General features: G+C 37.5%; 21 protein-coding genes, 1 tRNA gene and 1 pseudogene. 10 read left to right on the top strand and 13 right to left on the bottom strand.

Annotation, left to right across the window (positions count from 1 at the left end):
* Positions 1-122 precede the first annotated feature (122 nt).
* Entirely contained in the window at positions 123-893 is a 771-nt protein-coding gene (locus ACJVDK_RS03675; RefSeq protein ID WP_443938937.1) for a queuosine precursor transporter, read from the bottom strand.
* A 167-nt stretch (positions 894-1,060) separates the two neighbouring features.
* Between ACJVDK_RS03675 and ACJVDK_RS03670 the strand changes: the two are divergent.
* Positions 1,061-2,275, top strand: a pseudogene (locus tag ACJVDK_RS03670) (multidrug effflux MFS transporter).
* A 97-nt stretch (positions 2,276-2,372) separates the two neighbouring features.
* Here ACJVDK_RS03670 and ACJVDK_RS03665 read toward each other — a convergent pair.
* Both ACJVDK_RS03665 and ACJVDK_RS03660 read right to left on the bottom strand, forming a co-directional pair.
* Positions 2,373-3,062, bottom strand: a complete 690-nt coding sequence (locus ACJVDK_RS03665; protein WP_443938936.1) for a PepSY-associated TM helix domain-containing protein — start codon at positions 3,060-3,062, stop codon at positions 2,373-2,375.
* On the bottom strand, positions 3,028-4,554 hold the full coding sequence (locus ACJVDK_RS03660) for a DUF2271 domain-containing protein (protein WP_443938935.1): 1,527 nt from the start codon (positions 4,552-4,554) through the stop codon (positions 3,028-3,030). The genes ACJVDK_RS03665 and ACJVDK_RS03660 overlap by 35 nt, the downstream gene beginning before the upstream one ends.
* 187 nt (positions 4,555-4,741) lie before the next feature.
* Between ACJVDK_RS03660 and ACJVDK_RS03655 the strand changes: the two genes are divergently transcribed.
* From ACJVDK_RS03655 to ACJVDK_RS03640, 4 genes are all read left to right on the top strand, one after another.
* Complete coding sequence (locus tag ACJVDK_RS03655; RefSeq protein ID WP_443938934.1) at positions 4,742-5,887, top strand: methionine aminotransferase; 1,146 nt, start codon at positions 4,742-4,744, stop codon at positions 5,885-5,887.
* Between the two features lie 17 nt (positions 5,888-5,904).
* Complete coding sequence (locus ACJVDK_RS03650) at positions 5,905-6,714, top strand: nitrilase family protein (RefSeq protein WP_443938933.1); 810 nt, start codon at positions 5,905-5,907, stop codon at positions 6,712-6,714.
* Between the two features lie 67 nt (positions 6,715-6,781).
* On the top strand, positions 6,782-7,825 hold the full coding sequence (locus ACJVDK_RS03645) for a N(4)-(beta-N-acetylglucosaminyl)-L-asparaginase (protein WP_443938932.1): 1,044 nt from the start codon (positions 6,782-6,784) through the stop codon (positions 7,823-7,825).
* Positions 7,826-8,584 carry a copper homeostasis protein CutC gene (locus ACJVDK_RS03640; RefSeq protein ID WP_443938931.1) on the top strand — a complete coding sequence of 253 codons (759 nt, stop codon included), beginning with the start codon at positions 7,826-7,828 and terminating at the stop codon, positions 8,582-8,584.
* A gap of 207 nt (positions 8,585-8,791) precedes the next feature.
* Here ACJVDK_RS03640 and ACJVDK_RS03635 read toward each other — a convergent pair whose 3' ends face one another.
* The 5 genes from ACJVDK_RS03635 to ACJVDK_RS03615 form a co-directional block, all read right to left on the bottom strand.
* Positions 8,792-9,202, bottom strand: a complete 411-nt coding sequence (locus ACJVDK_RS03635; protein WP_443938930.1) for a DUF6691 family protein — start codon at positions 9,200-9,202, stop codon at positions 8,792-8,794.
* Complete coding sequence (locus ACJVDK_RS03630; protein ID WP_443938929.1) at positions 9,202-9,771, bottom strand: YeeE/YedE family protein; 570 nt, start codon at positions 9,769-9,771, stop codon at positions 9,202-9,204. The genes ACJVDK_RS03635 and ACJVDK_RS03630 overlap by 1 nt, the downstream gene beginning before the upstream one ends.
* A gap of 20 nt (positions 9,772-9,791) precedes the next feature.
* On the bottom strand, positions 9,792-10,193 hold the full coding sequence (locus tag ACJVDK_RS03625; protein WP_443938928.1) for a DUF983 domain-containing protein: 402 nt from the start codon (positions 10,191-10,193) through the stop codon (positions 9,792-9,794).
* An 85-nt stretch (positions 10,194-10,278) separates the two neighbouring features.
* The gene (locus ACJVDK_RS03620; RefSeq protein WP_443938927.1) at positions 10,279-10,857 is read right to left on the bottom strand and encodes a Crp/Fnr family transcriptional regulator; all 579 of its coding nucleotides are present in this window, start codon (positions 10,855-10,857) and stop codon (positions 10,279-10,281) included.
* Positions 10,858-10,876: 19 nt separating this feature from the next.
* Positions 10,877-11,863 carry a D-alanine--D-alanine ligase gene (locus ACJVDK_RS03615; RefSeq protein WP_443938926.1) on the bottom strand — a complete coding sequence of 329 codons (987 nt, stop codon included), beginning with the start codon at positions 11,861-11,863 and terminating at the stop codon, positions 10,877-10,879.
* 183 nt (positions 11,864-12,046) lie between these two features.
* On the opposite strand from ACJVDK_RS03615, the gene ACJVDK_RS03610 reads away from it, so the two are divergent.
* From ACJVDK_RS03610 to ACJVDK_RS03590, 5 genes are all read left to right on the top strand, one after another.
* Positions 12,047-12,907, top strand: a complete 861-nt coding sequence (locus tag ACJVDK_RS03610; protein WP_443938925.1) for a PASTA domain-containing protein — start codon at positions 12,047-12,049, stop codon at positions 12,905-12,907.
* A 13-nt stretch (positions 12,908-12,920) separates the two neighbouring features.
* Positions 12,921-13,976, top strand: coding sequence for an endolytic transglycosylase MltG (gene mltG / locus ACJVDK_RS03605; RefSeq protein WP_443938924.1), 1,056 nt, complete (start codon positions 12,921-12,923; stop codon positions 13,974-13,976).
* Position 13,977: 1 nt separating this feature from the next.
* The gene (locus tag ACJVDK_RS03600) at positions 13,978-14,388 is read left to right on the top strand and encodes an acyl-CoA thioesterase (protein ID WP_443938923.1); all 411 of its coding nucleotides are present in this window, start codon (positions 13,978-13,980) and stop codon (positions 14,386-14,388) included.
* A 4-nt stretch (positions 14,389-14,392) separates the two neighbouring features.
* A complete protein-coding gene (locus tag ACJVDK_RS03595; protein WP_443938922.1) occupies positions 14,393-15,382 on the top strand; it encodes a YihY/virulence factor BrkB family protein in 990 nt (329 codons plus the stop codon).
* A 95-nt stretch (positions 15,383-15,477) separates the two neighbouring features.
* A tRNA-Ser gene (locus tag ACJVDK_RS03590) sits at positions 15,478-15,562 on the top strand.
* A 163-nt stretch (positions 15,563-15,725) separates the two neighbouring features.
* Here the strand turns inward: ACJVDK_RS03590 and ACJVDK_RS03585 are convergent.
* The 5 genes from ACJVDK_RS03585 to ACJVDK_RS03565 all read right to left on the bottom strand — a co-directional run bounded on the left by ACJVDK_RS03585 (position 15,726) and on the right by ACJVDK_RS03565 (position 19,120).
* A complete protein-coding gene (locus ACJVDK_RS03585) occupies positions 15,726-16,709 on the bottom strand; it encodes an ISAon1 family transposase (RefSeq protein WP_443936583.1) in 984 nt (327 codons plus the stop codon).
* Positions 16,702-17,055: an ISAon1 family transposase N-terminal region protein gene (locus tag ACJVDK_RS03580; RefSeq protein WP_443936584.1), complete on the bottom strand. Its 354-nt coding sequence runs from the start codon at positions 17,053-17,055 to the stop codon at positions 16,702-16,704. The genes ACJVDK_RS03585 and ACJVDK_RS03580 overlap by 8 nt, the downstream gene beginning before the upstream one ends.
* A gap of 208 nt (positions 17,056-17,263) precedes the next feature.
* Entirely contained in the window at positions 17,264-17,677 is a 414-nt protein-coding gene (locus tag ACJVDK_RS03575; protein WP_443938921.1) for a hypothetical protein, read from the bottom strand.
* 178 nt (positions 17,678-17,855) lie between these two features.
* Positions 17,856-18,476 carry a hypothetical protein gene (locus tag ACJVDK_RS03570; protein WP_443938920.1) on the bottom strand — a complete coding sequence of 207 codons (621 nt, stop codon included), beginning with the start codon at positions 18,474-18,476 and terminating at the stop codon, positions 17,856-17,858.
* 2 nt (positions 18,477-18,478) lie between these two features.
* A complete protein-coding gene (locus ACJVDK_RS03565; RefSeq protein WP_443938919.1) occupies positions 18,479-19,120 on the bottom strand; it encodes a hypothetical protein in 642 nt (213 codons plus the stop codon).
* Positions 19,121-19,129: the final 9 nt, after the last annotated feature.

Here is a 19,129-nt window from a genome sequence, read left to right as displayed (position 1 = left end):
ATTTGTTTTGTTGTTTGCACCTAGGCCAGAGCGATTCTGGCCTTTTGCATTATAAAAAACCGCATTGGTTAGTACGGTCTTAAACTTAATTAAAAGAAAACTGAATGTATTTGAATTAAAAATTAGCCTCTGACCGCCATTTGAACAAGCTTTCTCGATAATTCTGTTCCTAAATACCAATCGATGAGTTGATGCACCACGTATAAAATTGGCGTCATTAAAACGGCTACAACAAATTTATACGTATAATTTACCAAACCAATTGCTGCAACCATTTGCCAACTGTAGTGATATTGAGGATTTAAATAAAATGCAATAAAAATAACCACAAAACTATCAATGCATTGCGAAATCAATGTAGATCCTGTGGCACGCAACCAAAGCGCTCGCTCGCCCGTTATGCGTTTTATTTTATGAAAAACCAACACATCGACTAATTGGCCAATAATAAATGCCGTGATAGAGCCTACGATAATCCACATACCTTGGCCAAAAATTCCAGCAAAAGCATTATTCATGTTCAAATTTTCACCATTTACTTTTTGATTTACCCAAAAATCAGAAGGACTCAAATACATAGCACCCCATACCACGAAAAATGAAAAGGCAATTAAAATAGAAGTTAAAATAGATAAAAAACGTACTTGCTTTACGCCAAAATATTCATTAATAATATCGGTCATAATAAAAATAATGGGCCAGGTTAACACTCCTGCAGACATATGAAACGACAGATGTGGCACCCCTAACAGATTAATATCAAACTGCTTAATCCCCAAAGTTGCCTCTACGCTAAACAGTTTTACTCCGATAAATTCTGATAAAATAGCACAGGCTACAAAAAAACTACACAACACCAGCAACAAACGGCTTTCTTTCGTTTTAAATGTCATAATAAATAGAGGTTATTCATGATTGGGTACGTTATCGTAATTGGATCGAGCCAAAAAAGCAAAGTTATGTACGAATATAAAAAATACTTTTACACTTTGGCGACTAGAAAAGGTCGCAGATTTTATTTAATCTGCTAATCTTTGCAAATCAGAAAATTAGTTAACGCATGGACAGAAAAAAACATTTTTTTCTTATTTTAATATTAGGTTCCTTAGCCGCATTGGGGCCATTTTCAATCGATATGTACCTTCCGGGATTTATCGATATCGCCCAGGATTTACACACGACAGAATCAGCGGTTTCCCTTTCGCTATCTAGTTTTTTTATTGGCATCTCATTTGGGCAATTACTTTATGGTCCGCTATTGGATAAATATGGCCGCAAGAAACCTTTGTATTTCGGTTTAACCTTGTACATACTGGCATCTTTTGGTTGTTTAGCGGTTAACAATGTGGATCAATTAATTGTTTTGCGTTTTGTACAGGCCATCGGCAGTTGTTCGGCAGCCGTAGCCTCGATAGCCATGGTGCGCGATTTATTTACGGTAGAGGAAAGTCCGAAAGTTTTTGCTTCCCTCATGTTGGTTATTGCTGTATCGCCGATGCTGGCACCAACCGGAGGTGGTTATTTGATTGCCGCTTTAGGTTGGAAATATGTATTTGTCTTTTTAGGGATAATGGCCTAACTGATGCTCTTGGCCGTACTTTTCAAACTTCCAGAAAGCTATAAACCCGATTCAAACTATTCTTTAAAACCCAAGCCCATTCTTACAAATTTCCTAACCGTGGTGCGTGTACCTCAATTTTACACCTATGCATTCATTTCTGCGGTTACTTTCTCGGGTTTATTTGCGTATGTAACCTCATCACCTACCGTTTTTATGAAAATTTATGCGGTCAGCAAAACAGGTTATGGCTGGATTTTCGCGGCTTTATCGGTTGCTTTTATAGGCTCTAGCCAGGTAAACAGCCTACTATTGCGCTGGTTCAGCAGCAAGCGATTAATCAACTATGCCTTGGTCGCACAGTGTGCTTTCAGCCTTCTGTTTTTAGTTTTCGCCATCAATAACTACTTGTCGCTGTATAGCACCATTGGATTTATTGCTTTATTTTTATGCTGTTTAGGAATTATCAACCCCAATGCCTCAGCTCTAGCGTTGGCTCCTTTTCAGAAAAATGCGGGGAGTGCTTCAGCCTTGATGGGCGCCTTACAAATGGGTTTAGGTGCATTAGCCTCTGCAGTGGTGAGCTTGTTCAACGAAGATTCGGTTACGCCAACACCGTTAATCATGACAATAGCTGCCTTTATTGCGCTCCTTTGCTTGTTAATAGGCGGTTATTACATTCGCAAAAAACCGTTATTGGCTACGCAAGACCTCTAAAACTAGCCTTTGTAAAGGAAATATACTACAAAAAAAGCTATAGCCCAGTGGTGTATACCAACCAAGGCTATAGCTGTTTGCTGTATTTTTATCCTGTTTAAGGAATCAAATATTTATAAATCAGATAACAAATTACAGTACCAACCAGCGCGACAATTAAACCGTTTGTTCGCTTTTTCTTGAGAAAACAAATCAGGATAATCCCCGACAGGGACACCAGCGTCATGAAAATGGCTGAGACATCAATAACCCAACTCCATGCTTTACCAGAATCGCGACCTTTGTGCAAATCGTTTAGCACAGCCACTATTCCCATTTTGGTTATACTTAGGCTATATTTCCCATTCTCTCGTTCGATAAAAACATCTGCCAGATAGCCCGGTCCGTTAAAGGTAATGCTACATTCGCTATCATCAATTCTAAAATCGCTCACAGCACCTTTCAGGTCCTTATTCGCGCGAAAAAACTCTACCAATTGCAGTTTATTAATTTTAGCGGTATCAACCTGATTGACCCATTTCACGTTGACAGTTCCTGAATCCTTTACAATTATCTCTTTTCCTTGGGTGAACCAATCGGCGTGATTTAAAGTAAGACCAGTTACGGCAAAGAACAATAAAATAGTAAAACTAATCATGGAAAGATAAATATGCAGCCATCTGGACGCTCCAGATAGTTGCTTTTTACCTATATTTTTTCCGGCATCCTTTTTTATTTGTTTTCTTCCCAATCCTGCCGGCGGGGCTATTGGATTACTTTTTTTCGCTTCCAATTTTTCTGTAATCAAGTGATGCGGATGCAAGTTCTGTATTCGCTTTTAATTCTACTTTTTTCGCCGTTCCAGTAAATTTCATTTTTTGTGAAATAATTTGGTAGGTACCGTGTTCGCGTGCCACTTCTATAAAAACGGTATATTCTCCTGCTTTTACCAAGTTTCCGGCATCGTCCTTACCATCCCAAACCAAGCTATATTTACCCGGTCCGCGCGTAGCACTACTGGTTGAACTCAATTTACCTTCTGCTCCTTTTTTAAATTCATCACCATTGGTACGTGTCCACGATTTCAAATCAGGTAGCCAGCGCGGTTTGTTGTACCAAATAGCTAAATTTCGAATGGGTTCTTTCGCTCCATTTTCAACCCAAACAGCTACAAAAGGACGACGCACCCGTTGTCCAGTACTTGAAGCAATTTGCGCAATTTCAAGATTGACAATCAATTCGTATTTCGTATTCCATAATTTATCTGCATGAAGCAGGGGTTTTTCTACAAAAGCTTTTTTAGGCAATTCATAGGTATTCCAGTTGTTGCTTTTAATGATTTTACCATCTTTCAAAACCAATAAATAGGCTATATCTGCGCGTTTTTCAGCTATTTTTTCAATCTCTGCAATGTTTAAGACATTAAAGGAAGTTGCCAAAGCACCTGCTTCGCTGGCATCAGCAGCTATTACAGTAGCACTGATAATTTCAGAAACTGGATTTCCCGTACGGGGATCAATAATGTGCGAATACCATTTTCCATTTACTGTAAATCCACGACGGTAGTTTCCACTGGTAGCAACAGCCTTATTCAACACATTTACGGTGGTTAAAGCATCCGCATTTTCTGCATCTGCTTTTGGATTGGCTATTTCAATCGACTCATTTTGAGTTCCTTTAACAACGATATCTCCACCAATATTTACAACCACACTTTCAACACCACTCGTTTTCAAAGCTTTATCAGCGGCTTTGTTGATGATATAACTTTTTGCAAATGAGTTCAAAGCCAAAGGAGCATCATCTAAACGCGTTACCGTTTGCTGCTCAGCATCTAAAATATAATGTGGATGCTGTACGCGAGAAACAGCCTGCGCCAAGGCTTGTGTGGAAGGCAACTTATCCGCCATTGCAGCCATTTTCCATACCTGAGAAATTACTTCAAATGATGGGTCTAATGCCCCATTTGTCAAAGTTTTATATATTTCAAACTGATGTAACACTTCAAATAAATCTGCCGAAATTTTGGTGGTTTGCTTACCGCTTTTCATCCATAAATTAAATTCACTATCCGCTTTATAGGTGCTCAAAACATTATCCAATCGGTCAATTTCTTGTAAAACACTACGCTCTGCCTGCGTTGCATCAGGCTGATTTTGAGCAGCTATTTTAAGTTCTAATGATGTGCCTAAAACATGTTCGTAATTAGACACAAATGTTCTCTTTGTCTTTTTAGGGATTACAAAAGCTGACCCCAACACGATTAGTAAAGCCAGCGCAATAAAATGCGTTATTTTCATAGAAGTAATTATTGATTTTACCCGCAAATTAAGTCTATTATTTGGAATAATTATAAATTACAGCGAAACATTTTAAAAATATTACAGCATAAACAACGAACCAGTTGATTGGAAGACAACATCCGACAGTACAATCCCTTTTGGCTATACTTCCTATTTCTGGGGATTTTCTTATTTTCGTCTACTCATGATAAATATACAATCGAAATTACCCCATGTTGGTACCACCATTTTCTCGGTGATGTCTAAACTTGCGCAGGATTACCATGCGATTAACTTATCGCAAGGATTTCCAGATTATCCAGCAGACCCTGAACTTATTGAACTCGTTAATCGTGCCATGATAGACGGCTACAACCAATACGCCCCCATGGAAGGTGATAGCTCATTAAAGGAAGCTATTGCTGCTAAAATTGAAAAACTTCACAAAGTTAGCATACAACCAGATACACAAATAACAATTACTGCGGGGGCTACCCAAGCTATTTTTACGGCTATGGCAGCGGTTATTCAGCCCGGAGATGAAGTTGTTGTCATTGAACCGGCTTATGATAGTTATGCACCTACCATCAAACTCTTAGGTGGTTTGGTTAAAACCTACGATGCGGTGCCTCCAAACTATGAAATAGATTGGGATGTGATGAAGAAACTGATTACTGCACATACCAAAATGATTGTTTTAAATACACCTCATAATCCAACGGGCAGTATTTTAAGCGACGATGATATGAAAATGTTGTGTAAAATCACCGCTGGAACTGATATTCTTATTTTAAGTGATGAAGTATATGAGCACCTTATTTATGATGGGGAAATACATCGAAGTGTTTTAAGGTATCCTGAATTAGCGGAACGTAGTTTTGTCGTAGCATCGTTTGGGAAACTCTTACATACCACCGGCTGGAAATTGGGTTACTGCGTTGCAGCCCCTATTTTAACCAAAGAATTTAGAAAGGTACACCAATTTAATGTTTTCAGCGTTAATAGTTCAATGCAAAAAGCAATAGCTCCCTATTTAGAAAACGCGAACAATTATTTAAATCTAGCTTCTTTCTTTCAAGAAAAGCGCGATTTATTTAGCAAATTAATGACGGGTAGCCGTTTTAATTTCTTACCTTGCAAAGGGTCTTATTTCCAATGCGTTAGTTATCAAAATATTAGTACAGAAAAGGATAAGGATTTTTGTACCCGTTTGATCAAAGAATATGGCGTGGCGGCTATTCCTGTTTCTGCTTTTTATCAAAAACCCGCTGATCATCACATCATTCGTTTTTGTTTTGCCAAAGCAGATGAAACATTAAGATTAGCTGCCGAAAAATTAAAAACCATTTAAAAAAATTCCCTAACCAAATGACCAACGAACCCACGTATCACCAAATTGAAAACTTGAAAGTTACCGTATTTCAAGCTTATCTTTTTTGGGAAAACATTGAAAAGAACCTGAATAATCTTGCTCTGCGCTTATCGATGGGTGTGCGCGAAAAAACGGATATCATCGTGCTTCCAGAAATGTTTAATTCAGGCTTCACCATGAATTCTGTGAACATGGCTGAAGAAATGGGCGGATATACCACGCAGTGGATGCATCAAATGGCCACAAAATACAATTGTATTGTTACTGGTAGTTTAATCATCAAAGAGGATAATAACTATTATAATCGCCTTATTTGGATGGAACCTTCGGGAGAATATCAACATTACGACAAACACCATTTATTTGGCCTAGGCGAAGAAGACAAAAACTTTACTGCGGGTAAGGATAAATTAATTGTAGAACTTAAAGGATGGAAAATTAGACTCGCAATTTGCTACGATTTACGTTTTCCGGTATGGTTGCGCAATGTGAACGAGGAGTACGACATTTTACTTTTAATTGCAAGCTGGCCCGACAAACGTTCTTCGCACTGGAAAGCATTAATTCCAGCCAGAGCTATTGAAAATTTAAGTTATGTGATTGCTGTTAATCGCGTTGGACACGATGGAAATCAAGTGTATCATAGTGGACATTCTATGTGCATTACCCCAAATGGAGCGACCGTTTATTACAAACCAGAGGACGAAGATTTATATACATTTAGCATCAATTACGAAGAATTAGTTAAAACCAGGAGACAATTTCCTTTTTTAAAGGATGCTGACGATTTTACTTTAAACACCTAAGGAAAAACTTTACCTTAGCGTTGTTTAGAACAAAAGTAAAACGATTAACCAAACCGCAAAAACAACCATGTTTAACCGACGTAAATTCATAAAAGCCTCTGCCCTTTCAGCTGGCATGTTGGCACTCGATAAAAAAAGCGTAGCCAAAATACTTCCACAAACTCCGGAATCTGCAGCAAAGAAATTCCCTATTGTGATTTCTACATGGGATTTTGGTATCGCAGCAAATGCGGATGCATGGAAAGTCCTTTCTAAAGGTGGAAAAGCACTAGACGCTGTAGAGCAGGGTGTTTGGGTACCTGAGGCGGATGAAAAAAATCAATCGGTAGGTTATGGTGGCCTACCCGACCGCGATGGACGTGTGACCTTAGATGCCTGTATCATGGATGAAAAAGGTAATTGTGGAGCCGTTTTAGCGTTGGAGCATATTTTACACCCGATTTCAGTCGCACGCAAAGTAATGGAAAAAACACCACATGTGATGCTTGCCGGCGATGGTGCCTTACAATTTGCGCTTGAACAAGGCTTTGAAAAAGTAAATCTTCTTACGCCTGCCAGCGAAAAAGCGTGGAAAAACTGGCTTGTAAAAGCAGAATACCAACCTGTTATCAATATTGAAAACAAATTATACGAAAAAGCCGCTCCAACGAAGCTTCCCGGAAATCAATATAACCACGATACGATAGGTATGCTTGCAATTGATGCCAATGGCGATATTTCAGGCGCCTGTACAACCAGCGGAATGGCTTATAAGTTGCATGGCCGTATCGGCGACAGTCCCATCATTGGTGCAGGTTTATATGTGGATAATGAAGTTGGGGGCGCTACCTCTACCGGTGTTGGTGAAGAAGTTGTGCGCAATGTGGGTTCTTTTTTGGTAGTGGAATTGATGCGTCAGGGGTATTCCCCAGAAGATGCTTGTAAAGAAGCTGTTATGCGGATCATTAAAAGAAAACCTGAAACTGCAAAGAAAATTCAGGTTGGCTTTCTAGCGATCAATAAAAAAGGTGAATACGGTGCTTACGCCATTCAAAAAGGCTTTAGTTATGCTGTTTGCAACGAAGAAAAGCAAGACCTCCTCATTAAAGGCAAAAGTTATTATACCGTTTAATTGCAACAAAAGAAAGAAATGCAAAACATGTTGGAGATTTGTGCAAACGGATACGAATCTGCTTTAGCAGCTCAAAATGGTGGCGCCAATCGTGTAGAACTTTGTGATAATTTAGCCGAAGGTGGTACCACACCAAGCTATGCACAAATTGCCTTGGCAAAAAAGAATCTCCAAATCGAGATTTGGCCTATCATCCGGCCCCGTGGTGGCGACTTTTTATATTCAGATGTTGAATTTGAATTGATGAAAGAAGACATCAAAATTTGTAAAGCCTTACAGTGCGATGGTGTAGTAATTGGTATTTTAAAAGCTGATGGATGCATCGATAAAGAACGTTGCGCAGCATTGGTAGAACTGGCTAAACCAATGCCAGTTTCTTTTCATCGCGCTTTCGATATGACCAACAATCTGGAAAAAGCCTTGGAAGATTTGATTGATTTAAATATCACGCGCGTACTATCTTCTGGCGCTGCTGCTTCTGCCTTGGAAGGCGCAGCCACACTACGGAAATTGGTGGAACATGCAAGGGGTAGAATTACCATCATGCCCGGTGCGGGAATCAATGCTGAAAATATCAAAAAACTAAAAGAACTAACGGGTGCAAGTGATTTTCATGCATCAGCAAAAGAATTTGTTGCCAGTAAAATGGAATTTAGAAATGCTTCCAGTAAAATGGGGAGTATTGAGGATGAATATCAATATGAGCTTAGTTCTGTTAACAAAATAAGAAGCTTGCTTAAGGTTTTAACAAGCGCATAAAGGCTTAAAAAATTGCTATAGCATCTCCCATATTTAATTTTCGGTGTTCTTTACCTCTTGCCGACAGGATATTTACTTTTGATAGCTAAAAATAATGAAAATAAATCGCTACGTCCCCTATGAAAATTATCGGAGTGTTCTGAGGTCAGATGAGCAAGTACAAAGCAGAGCAATAGGTTGATTCTATTGTTTAATTTGGGATAAAAATCAGTTCTTTTTAAACTTACCAAAAACCCAAGTACCGGCTATCGCGCTCAAAATTGTGATGGCAATTACCGTAACTCCTGTTCCTAGCTGAGCGAAAAGCGGTCCCGGACAGGCGCCTGTTATAGCCCAGCCCATCCCAAAAATTAAGCCCCCAAATATTTGACCTTTATTGAATTTCTTAGTTGGGATGATAATCGTTTCGCCATCAAATGTTTTTATATTAAATTTCTTGATGATCAACACGGAAATGAGGGCAACAAAAATAGCACTTCCAATTACGCCAAACATGTGAAAAGACTGAAAACGAAACATTTCCTGAATTCGAAACCAACTGATAATTTCGGCTTTTACAAATACAATTCCGAAGAGTATTCCAAGCGCTGCATATTTTGCATTATCCAGTATTTTCATTACAAGTTTAAAATTAAAGGCAAAATAAAATTAGCGGTTAAAAAGCCACCGACCATGAAGCATAGTGTTGCAATTACAGAAGGCCATTGTAAGGTAGAAATGCCCATTATGGCGTGACCACTGGTACATCCTCCTGCATAACGCGTACCAAAGCCTACCAAAAAACCACCAACGACCATCAAGATAAAACCCTTTAGGCTGAGCAAATTTCGCCAGGTAAAAAGGTCGGTGGGTACTAGGTTTTTATAATCATGAATTCCATAAGCTGCCAATTCATTGACCAACTTAGGGTTCACTACAATTTCATTCGGGTTCGCGATGAAAAGCGCGCAAAATGCCCCTCCTAAAAATATCCCAAGCACAAAAAAAAGATTCCAACTTTCTTTCTTCCAATCGTATTGAAAAAAGGGAATATTTGCAGGAAAACAAGCGGCACAGATGTGACGTAAATTAGCGGAAATTCCAAAAGATTTATTCCCAAACAGCAATAAGAAGGGAACAATTAAACCTATAAGTGGTCCTGCCACATACCAAGGCCAGGGTTGCTTTATCCAATCTAAAATACTCATCAGACAAAGGTGAGAAAAAGTTAGGGATTTAGTGCATCTGCATCAGGCGAATAATTCAATCCGGGTGTTAACCAATGCAATAAAATAACACGCGAATAGCGGTAATTAAAGGGAGCAAATAATACTATTCCGGCAAAAATCCCTCCGATGAAATACCATAAACTCTCGTATTCAATAGGTAATCCTAAAATATAAGCTCCAACTCCTAAGGTTATAATCTCTGCCACACACATGGCATAGGCCACGTACATGGCCACATAGAAATATCCCGGTTCGCGCTCGAATTTTAATCCGCAATGCGGACACAAAATATTCGTTTTCTGCAACTTAAGCGAATACGCTTTTCCGGTAAAAATATCCCCTTTGCGGCAACGAGGGCATTTACATTGTACAACCGCTTGAAATTTTGATAATTCGGCCATCTTTCTAAATAATACTGCAAAATTACGGTTTAATTTTAGTGAAAAACATGACCTGTATCATAAAAATAAAAACGACTGAATTTAGCTACTTGTAAATTTTCCCCGCTTTTAAGTTTATCTTCTTTTTAGCTGCTAAAGCTTTCACTTCTCTTATCACGGTTTCTACGCGTAAACCTGTCATATCGGCTAAATTTTGGCGTGTTTGGGTTAAATATTCCCCATTCTTTTTTTCTGCCAACAAATACTGAATCATGGTTAACAAACGATGTTCAGCCTTTTCGTTGGCCAGTTCTTCCAGCATCATCGATTTATAAAACAAGCGATTACTCAAATTCTGAATTAAACGCATGCTAAAATCAAAATCGGCTTGTAGCATCTCAAAAAACTCAGCCTTGCTAACCGCAATTATTTCAGAATCTTTACTGGCAATCGTATATGCTAAATACGGTTTATCGACAAGGACTGCTGGTTCTCCGAAGTATTGTCCTGTTTTAAAGATGCCTTGAATAAATTCTTTTCCATCCTCATTCACAGTAACCATTCGGATTTCTCCCGATTTGATAAAATAAACAAAGCGTGGCTGCATACCCGGTTCATACACCTGACTATCTTTCGGATATTTCCGGACATTAAACCCTCTTGCCAACAAATCTTGGATATTCATATCTCCTACTCAAAGAAAATTATCCGAGCGTTTCTTTCATCAAGCGTGCATAAAACTCTTTAAGGCTAAGGCCCATGGCGGCCACTTGCTGCGGAATAAAGCTCGTAGCGGTTTGCCCTGGAATCGTATTGATTTCGATGAAATAAAATTTACCCGTTTCGTGTTCGAGGAAATAATCGATGCGCACAACTCCACGGCAATTTAATTTTTTATATACATCCGTTACTACCTGATGAACACGTTCCACTTCCTCCTCGCTCATGTTTCCAGGCGTAATCTCTTCTGTTGCACCTGGTGTATATTTTGCTTCAAAATCGAAAAATTCATTCGCAGGAATCACTTCCGTGGTAGGTAATACAATAATTTTGCCTTCTGCTCCGAAAACACCTATTGAAAATTCCCTCCCACTCACAAATTCTTCAATCAAAACTTGCGAATCTTCTTTAAATGCACGTTCTACAGCTTCTTCCAAATCATCGGCATGTTTCACTTTGGTCATGCCAATGCTGCTTCCACCGTTATTGGGTTTTACAAAATAAGGTAATTTCAAATCTGCCTTTATGGTGCTTAAATTATAATTTCCTCCTTTAAATAATTGAACAGATTTAGCCACATTCAAATTATCAATACCTTGAACCACTGCTTTTGTGTAGCCTTTGTTCATGGTAATAGCCGACGTTAGCGAATCGCAAGTGGTATACGGAATATTGAGCATATCGAAATAGCCTTGTAATTTCCCATCCTCGCCCGGAGAACCATGAATAACGATGAATACACCATCAAATACAATCTTGCGTCCCTCAAGGGTTAAAGAAAAATCGTTTTTATCTATTTCAATTTTAACGGAATCTGCCGGCTCATAGAACCATCCCTTATCGTTCACCATTATTTTATATACATCATATAAAGTGGTATCGATATTTTGCGCAATGGTTGCGGCACTTTTTACCGAAACCACCCATTCGCCTGTGGTACCGCCAGTTAGCAGGGCAATCGTTTTCTTCATTTCTAAAGGATTAATTATTCTAATAGTTGATGTAAATATTTGCTCAAAAATATAAATATCTTTGCCAATATTTAGCTTTCGATCGTTTAAATAATTGATTTTATCTGCGCTGCAAGAAAAGAATCTATTTTAGTTGATTTAAACAATAATTGAAGCTATTTGTTCGTATTTATACGTATTTACATGCCGTGGTTTTACGCTCAAAATTGGCAAATTCAATCGGTAAAAATTGTTACATTTGATTTTAAACTTTATACAAAAACAAGCACCTCATTCATGTCTAAATTTATAGATTATTTAAAAACCAAATCTTTCAGAAACAACATCTTAGCTGCCGTTTTTACTGTTATTTCTATCTTGCTTATTGCTTTTTTTAGTTTGCGCTATTATACTAAACACGGGGAGGGCCTATTTGTCCCCACGGTAAAAGGCCTCAGCTTTGAACAGGCGGTTGCCAAATTAGAGGAAGCTGGTTTAAAATACGAAGTAGATTCGGTTTTTATTATGGACAAACCTCCGGGTATTGTGATTGATCAAGACCCTGATCCTAATACATTTGTAAAAGACAATAGAACCATTTATTTAACTGTTAACGCTGGAAAAACGCCCAACACCAAGTTTCCGGATATCGAATTCAAGTCTTTGCGTGAGGCGCAAGCCATTATTGAAAGTTCGCGTTTAAAAATTGGTGATACCACGTATAAACCGGATGTGAGTAAAGATGTGGTACTGGCGGCTTCTTTTGGCGGACAACCCATTCGTACCGGGCAAATTATCCCTGTTGGTTCAAGAATTGATTTAGTTCTGGGCGATGGCCGTGGTAGTGAAGAGGTTGAAATTCCGCAGTTATTGGGTTTAACCGTTGACGAGGCTAGATTTAGCTTAAAAGGATCTAATTTATCACTCGGTGAAATCATCTATGAAGGCACCATTACCGATAGTGCAAACGCCGTGATTACCAAACAAGATCCAATGACCACCGATTCTTTAACGAAAGTATCCATTGGCACCCGCGTAAATATTACTTTATCTAATAAACTTTAATATCACCTTTAGCATGACTGAAGCACCCAAAACACCTGCAAGTACAGGAAAGAAAATTATTATTGCACTTAGCTTCGTTGTAATTTTTGTAGGCGTTTATTTTGCCCTCAATTTTTACAAGGTATACTTTTCTCCAAACATTACTGAAAATCAAAAATATTTATATATTAAAACCGGTAGTGATTATACTGCTTTGGTTGAAAATTTAAAACAGAAAAACATTCTTAAAAGCGTTTCAGCTTTTGAAACGGCTGCAAAAAAGATGAATTTAAGTTCTAATTTAAAACCGGGTAGGTATTTACTTAGAAGCGGGATGACCAACCGTACTTTAATCAACATGATTAAATCGGGCAATCAGGAATCGGTAAAATTGAAGTTCCACAATATCCGTAAAAAAGAAAACTTTGTTGGCTACTTGGCCAATAATTTAGAGGCTGATTCATTAAGCTTTTTACAGGTAATTGATTCAGCGGAATTGATTCAAAAATATGGCTTTAACACCGATAATATTTACACCATGTTCATTCCTAACACATACGAGGTTTATTGGAATGTAAAGCCACTTGATTTCTTTGAGCGCATGCATGGGGAGTTTGAAAAATTTTGGACCACCGAACGTAAACAAAAAGCTGCCGCTTTAAATTTAACCCCACAACAAGTTTACACCTTGGCTTCTATAGTAGATGCAGAGGCCTTATATGATAAAGAAATGCCCATTATTGCCGGCTTATATTTAAATCGTTTGAACCGAGGTCAGCTATTACAAGCAGACCCTACGGTAATTTTTGCGAACGACGATTTTACGGTTAAGCGTGTCACAAACAAATTATTACAAGTACAATCGCCTTACAACACCTATAAATACGTGGGTTTGCCCCCGGGTCCTATTATGATGCCGAGCATTAAAGCCATTGACGCGGTATTAAATCGCGATAAAAACAACTACATCTACATGTGTGCGAAAGAAGATTTTTCGGGTTACCACAATTTTGCAGCTACAGTAGAACAACATGAAATTAACGCCAAAAAATACCGCGAAGCATTAAACAAACGCAATATATTCAAGTAAGATGTTCATTCACGAAACGCAAGTAAAAGTCCGCTACGCTGAAACCGACCAAATGGGAGTCGTATATCATGGAAATTATGCTCAATATTACGAAATTGCGCGAACAGAATGTTTTGAAGCTTGTTCTGGCATAACTTATGCTTCAATGGAAGCTGACGGTGTGATGTTACCCATTTTAGAACTGCAGGCTAAATATTTAAAGCCTGCTTTTTATAATGAAATTTTAACCATTAAATCAATTGTTAAAGAATTGCCTTCGGTACGTTTGAAAGTTGAATACGAAATTTACAACGAAGCAAATGTGCTCATTAACATTGGCAGTACAACATTGGTTTTTGTAGACAAACAAACCCGAAGACCTTGCCATCCTCCTGTAAATTTTATGGAGGGTGTAAAACAATATTTCAAATAGAACCATGGAGTGGCTACATAGGCGATTATTACATCTTAAAATCTATTATAATTTTATTGAATGGAGTAAAAACTGCGTACTGCCAGGATTTAGTCCACTCCCCCTTTATACCGTTGCCACGTTCTTTTTTAAAGAAATTTCAAAAGACACACTGATTAACAAGGCATCATCATTGGCCTATAGCTTTATGCTGGCGATTTTTCCAGGGATTATCTTTTTATTTACCTTAATCCCCTTTATTCCAATTTCTGGTTTTCAGGATCAATTGCTACAACTTATCCGACTTATTTTACCCAACAATGCATATAGTGCCGTAGAATCGACCCTATTTGATATCGTTAAAAATCAAAATAGCGGTTTACTTTCTTTTGGTTTTCTTTCGGCTATTTTTTTTGCCACCAATGGCGTTAAAAACCTCATGAAAGCCTTTAACAAGTCGTCGCTTATTATTGAGACGCGGAGCTGGCTAAAACAGCGTTATATCGCTTTTATATTAACAATGGTTATTTGCCTGTCCATCATTATTTGTATTGGCGCCATGACTTTTGGTGAGTTGTTACTGAGCCACCTTAAACATCAGTTAAACATTAAAGATGGCTTTTACATTTACGTTATTCAATTTACGCGATGGGCCTTGCTTGGTATGTTGTATTTTATCACCATTTCTATTTTATATCGTTACGGGCCTGCAAATGCTAAAAAATGGCACTTATTTAGTGCCGGTTCATGGCTTGCTACCATTTTGGCCTTTCTTACCTTTTGGGGATTCTCCTACTACATTAACCACTTTGGTTCTTACAACAAAGTGTACGGTTCTATTGGGACTTTAATTGTGGTGATGATTTGGCTATACCTCAATTCGTTGATTTTATTACTCGGTTTTGAACTCAATGCGAGTGTTGATGTAAGCAAAAGAAGCGTTAAAATTATCCGACCGACCTTTAACTTATTCAAGAAAACTGCTCCTATAGAAGAAAAGCTTGAGAAGAAGTGATTTTTTCTTCCTCAATGTTAAGCAATTACAAATTTCAGGTTAAAAAAAGCATTTTTGAGTTTGCAGAAATCAATGGGATTTGTACTTTTGCCCATGGAAAGCTGGCAGAGTGGTCGAATGCGGCAGTCTTGAAAACTGTTGACTGTAACAGGTCCGGGGGTTCGAATCCCTCGCTTTCCGCTGAAAAGATCTTAAAACCTTTCAAAAGCCTGCAAATCGCACGATTGCAGGCTTTTTTTGTTTCTAAACCATACCAAAATAGTTATTTAATCGGATCATGTACAAAAGTTGGGATCAAGCGGGAAAAGTTGGATCAAGCGGAAAAGTTGGGGGGGAGTATTTTTTAGGCATAAATTTTCGATAGTCTAAATAAGAAAAACTTAATATCCCTAACGCCTCTTGAGGTTGCTCTAAAAGCTTTGATCTTTGCATTGAAAGATTCTGCAGAAGCATTCGTGGCTCTGTTAATAAAGAAGTTTAGGATATATAGGTAATGCGATTGAATTGACCTTGCAACAGTTCTAAAAGAATCAATTTCACAAGCTTCAACCTCATTATACCATATTGCCAATCTTTTAAAAGCCTGCTCTTTACTTTTACACAGTCTGAATATATCTCCCAATTTTTGGGCTATAGCATACGCCTTCTTTAATTTGGGGTACCTTTCGAAAAGTAGGTCTGCTCTAAGTTTCTGATTTGTAGTCCATTTTGAAGGATGCTTAAATAAAAGATATCTGCTGCGTGCGAGCAATTGCTTTAATGTATCTCCATTGGCTAATACCTCTGGTTGATAAGCAGTATTGTCCTTCTTTGCCTTGGCAATAGCCTCATTTTCTGCATCAATAGCCTCCCAACGATACTTTATCCTGACTTCCTGAACAGCATCATAGGCTAATTTTTGAACATGAAAACGGTCAATTACGCGATGCGCATTTATAAAGCATCGTTTTATGGCCAATTGCATGTTAGCGGCCATATCCATGGTTACTTCCTGTACGCGTTTTCTTAATCGCTCAGGAATCTTTGTCAATACCGTGATAATGTCTTGGGCAACTGTTCCTTTAATCATGGCTACAATAGCGCCTTTCCTGCCTTTAGCCTCTTTATTGGTTACAACAGTATAAAGTTCTCCATTGGATAAAGCTGTTTCATCAATACTGAGCCTGGAACTCACATTCTTTGTAAAAAGCATCCAATCATCGGCATGCGTCTTTTGATCCCAGCTTCCATAATCACTAATGTGTTCCTTATACTGCTCCTGAAGCTGTTTACCATCAATTTGGAAATAATGACCTAAATGATAACAGCTAATAGGATGATTATCCAAATATTCCTTTTAAAAAAAGACCGAATTCCGTAGTCATTCGAGCCCCTTTTCTTACTAGATCCCAATCTCTGCTAATAATATCACCAGTCTTTTTTACTGTCCATCTACGCCTTTTGATGCGTAAGCAAACTTTTTGCCCACGGATGGGAAAATCCTGAATGCCAACTTCTGGAAGAAATCCTTTTGATTCAAGTTCGGCTATTTGATAGCCCAAAGGTGCAATATTCTTCTCTTCCAGATAGATATGGAATTCTTTTAACTCTTTCTCTACTTTGAGTAGTTCGAAATAATCCAGAATACCTTCTGGTAATAAAAAACTGATAAGGGTTTGTTCGGCTTGTTTCAAGGAAATTTGTAATTAGTATTGACTACAAAAAAAAGAAATTATTCTATTCCCCCCAACTTTTCCGCTTGATCCGAAAAGTTGGGATCAAGCAAAAAAGTTGGGGATTAATCCTATACATAAATTTTAGATAATCTGAATAGAAGGAATTTGACATTCCTCACACCTTTGAACCGATAAGCTGCTCGCTACACCAGAAACTTTGAATAATTTACTTTCCTTCCGTCAGTTTAAAAATCTGCAAGCCCAGCTCAAAAAAAGCTTTGGGCGTAAAGGAAAAGGTTTGCGTGTTAAACGAGCGTAAAACAGACAGGAGCTCGTATTGATATTGTATTGAAACCGGGAAAGACGAAATATCCGAATCACCGTTTTCATCGGGATTAAGCACTAAACGCAAGCCCAATGGTAAATTTAAGCCAATGTTTTTGCTTACAATATCTAAACTGTAAAAGGCCGAATCACCTCGTTGGCTTTTTGAGTATTGTAAATTTTTATAGTGTATTTTATCCAACAGGGTGTTTAAACCGTCTTCGGCAAAATGCAGAAACTCGGGCAAATCATCCACTGTAATCACTTCGGATAAGGCGGGATAATACCTTTTGGTCAAAATTTGAGTAGCAGACATGTTAATTTAGTTTTTTTTGAGCGTGTTTTTTTGAGAGTTTTTGGGCAATAGATTTCTAGGAAGCCCCCTTTTTGGGGGCTTTAATAGTTGAAAAAAAACCATTGTTAGATAATCAACTAGATGGTTTTATTATTATATTTTTTATAGATTATTGACTACAGATTGATTTAGAATCAACCTACAAAGCCCTGAAATTTAACCACATTTTATTTACTTCATTTTGATTAGGAATTCCATAAGAACCAGATCTTAAGCAATTACTATCAATAAAATCTAAAAAATCATTGTCGATTGAGGGAAGATTAAAATCAAATTGCTTTCTAATGGTTATTCTGCTATCAATTTCAATGGTAGCCATTTCTCCTCTCCTTATATGATTACCTCTTAACAAAATATTAATAGAAGATTCATAAGGATTAGGCATATCACTGTACTGATCAAGTTCAGGAAATTCTTTAAAAATCTCCCAACATAAAAAAGAATAAACAATTATTAAGTCGAGACTCTTAATTGTCAAATCCACATTAAGACCATTTGTATAATTCAATTTAAAATCTTCAAATGATACAATCTCATCTAAAAGCTCTGGTTTAACCAAGTTGATTAAATTATGAAATTCATCCCTATAGTAAAGAGCATTAAATCTTTCACTTATACCTAATCGGTTATACCACATGTTCATTTTAAATAAATAGTCCTTAAACAACAGTATTCCACCTGTATTTTCTACCCTTACTTCATAAGGTATATTTAATTTCAATTCATTTAGTTTTTTTTCAAAAATCATTATATATTTCATACTTATAGTTTATTAAAATCAATTAAAAAATCAACAATTTCGTCTAAATTATCCAAATTATTGTTTGGTATAGGAGGGATAGCCTGAGGAAGTCTATTTAAGCCATCGTAGAACATTTTATTATTCATATCCATTTGAACACTTTGCCAATGCGCCCCATTATCATAAATAAAATGATTATCACTATTATTTAGACTTCTAAAACTCATACCCTTTTCCATCAATTTTCCTTCTATATATTCATGAGCTAACAACCATTTAAATCTTTTCACTTCGATTTCACTGATATCTGATATTGGTTTATCTACAAATAAAAGCCATTCTTCGCTATCACCATACAATCTCTCAAATCGACCAATTTGGAAAGAATCTCCATTTAGCATAAAATGTTCATTTTTAAAATAATGATTTTTAACAAATTCAATGATATCTTGGTTTATACCCAATTTATTAGCAATAATTTGGACATCATCCGTTCGATTTGCAATTAGAATCGCTTTTTTAATTTCAGGAATAATGAACTCTGCTAATTCATATTCTGATGACCCGGCCTGTACAACATAGGATTTCCCTTGAATTACCATAGCCTCAGTTATCGGCTTATTATGAATCTGAGCAACAGCGCTATAATTTTCTGACTTCAACAAAGGTCT

It is taken from the genome of Pedobacter paludisoli (assembly GCF_052344095.1).
Taxonomy (GTDB): domain Bacteria; phylum Bacteroidota; class Bacteroidia; order Sphingobacteriales; family Sphingobacteriaceae; genus Pedobacter.
The sequence above is the reverse complement of the archived record's forward strand: the minus strand, read 5'-3'. Positions and strand labels throughout refer to the sequence as shown.

What these genes read in the sequence shown, in the direction of transcription:
- ACJVDK_RS03675 (WP_443938937.1), bottom strand. Translation starts at nt 893, where the DNA reads ATGACATTTAAAACGAAAGAAAGCCGTTTGTTGCTGGTGTTGTGTAGT.
- ACJVDK_RS03660 (WP_443938935.1), bottom strand. Translation starts at nt 4,554, where the DNA reads ATGAAAATAACGCATTTTATTGCGCTGGCTTTACTAATCGTGTTGGGG.
- ACJVDK_RS03655 (WP_443938934.1), top strand. Translation starts at nt 4,742, where the DNA reads ATGATAAATATACAATCGAAATTACCCCATGTTGGTACCACCATTTTC.
- ACJVDK_RS03650 (WP_443938933.1), top strand. Translation starts at nt 5,905, where the DNA reads ATGACCAACGAACCCACGTATCACCAAATTGAAAACTTGAAAGTTACC.
- ACJVDK_RS03645 (WP_443938932.1), top strand. Translation starts at nt 6,782, where the DNA reads ATGTTTAACCGACGTAAATTCATAAAAGCCTCTGCCCTTTCAGCTGGC.
- ACJVDK_RS03635 (WP_443938930.1), bottom strand. Translation starts at nt 9,202, where the DNA reads ATGAAAATACTGGATAATGCAAAATATGCAGCGCTTGGAATACTCTTC.
- ACJVDK_RS03630 (WP_443938929.1), bottom strand. Translation starts at nt 9,771, where the DNA reads ATGAGTATTTTAGATTGGATAAAGCAACCCTGGCCTTGGTATGTGGCA.
- ACJVDK_RS03625 (WP_443938928.1), bottom strand. Translation starts at nt 10,193, where the DNA reads ATGGCCGAATTATCAAAATTTCAAGCGGTTGTACAATGTAAATGCCCT.
- ACJVDK_RS03620 (WP_443938927.1), bottom strand. Translation starts at nt 10,857, where the DNA reads ATGAATATCCAAGATTTGTTGGCAAGAGGGTTTAATGTCCGGAAATAT.
- ACJVDK_RS03615 (WP_443938926.1), bottom strand. Translation starts at nt 11,863, where the DNA reads ATGAAGAAAACGATTGCCCTGCTAACTGGCGGTACCACAGGCGAATGG.
- ACJVDK_RS03610 (WP_443938925.1), top strand. Translation starts at nt 12,047, where the DNA reads ATGCCGTGGTTTTACGCTCAAAATTGGCAAATTCAATCGGTAAAAATT.
- mltG (WP_443938924.1), top strand. Translation starts at nt 12,921, where the DNA reads ATGACTGAAGCACCCAAAACACCTGCAAGTACAGGAAAGAAAATTATT.
- ACJVDK_RS03600 (WP_443938923.1), top strand. Translation starts at nt 13,978, where the DNA reads ATGTTCATTCACGAAACGCAAGTAAAAGTCCGCTACGCTGAAACCGAC.
- ACJVDK_RS03595 (WP_443938922.1), top strand. Translation starts at nt 14,393, where the DNA reads ATGGAGTGGCTACATAGGCGATTATTACATCTTAAAATCTATTATAAT.
- ACJVDK_RS03575 (WP_443938921.1), bottom strand. Translation starts at nt 17,677, where the DNA reads ATGTCTGCTACTCAAATTTTGACCAAAAGGTATTATCCCGCCTTATCC.
- ACJVDK_RS03570 (WP_443938920.1), bottom strand. Translation starts at nt 18,476, where the DNA reads ATGAAATATATAATGATTTTTGAAAAAAAACTAAATGAATTGAAATTA.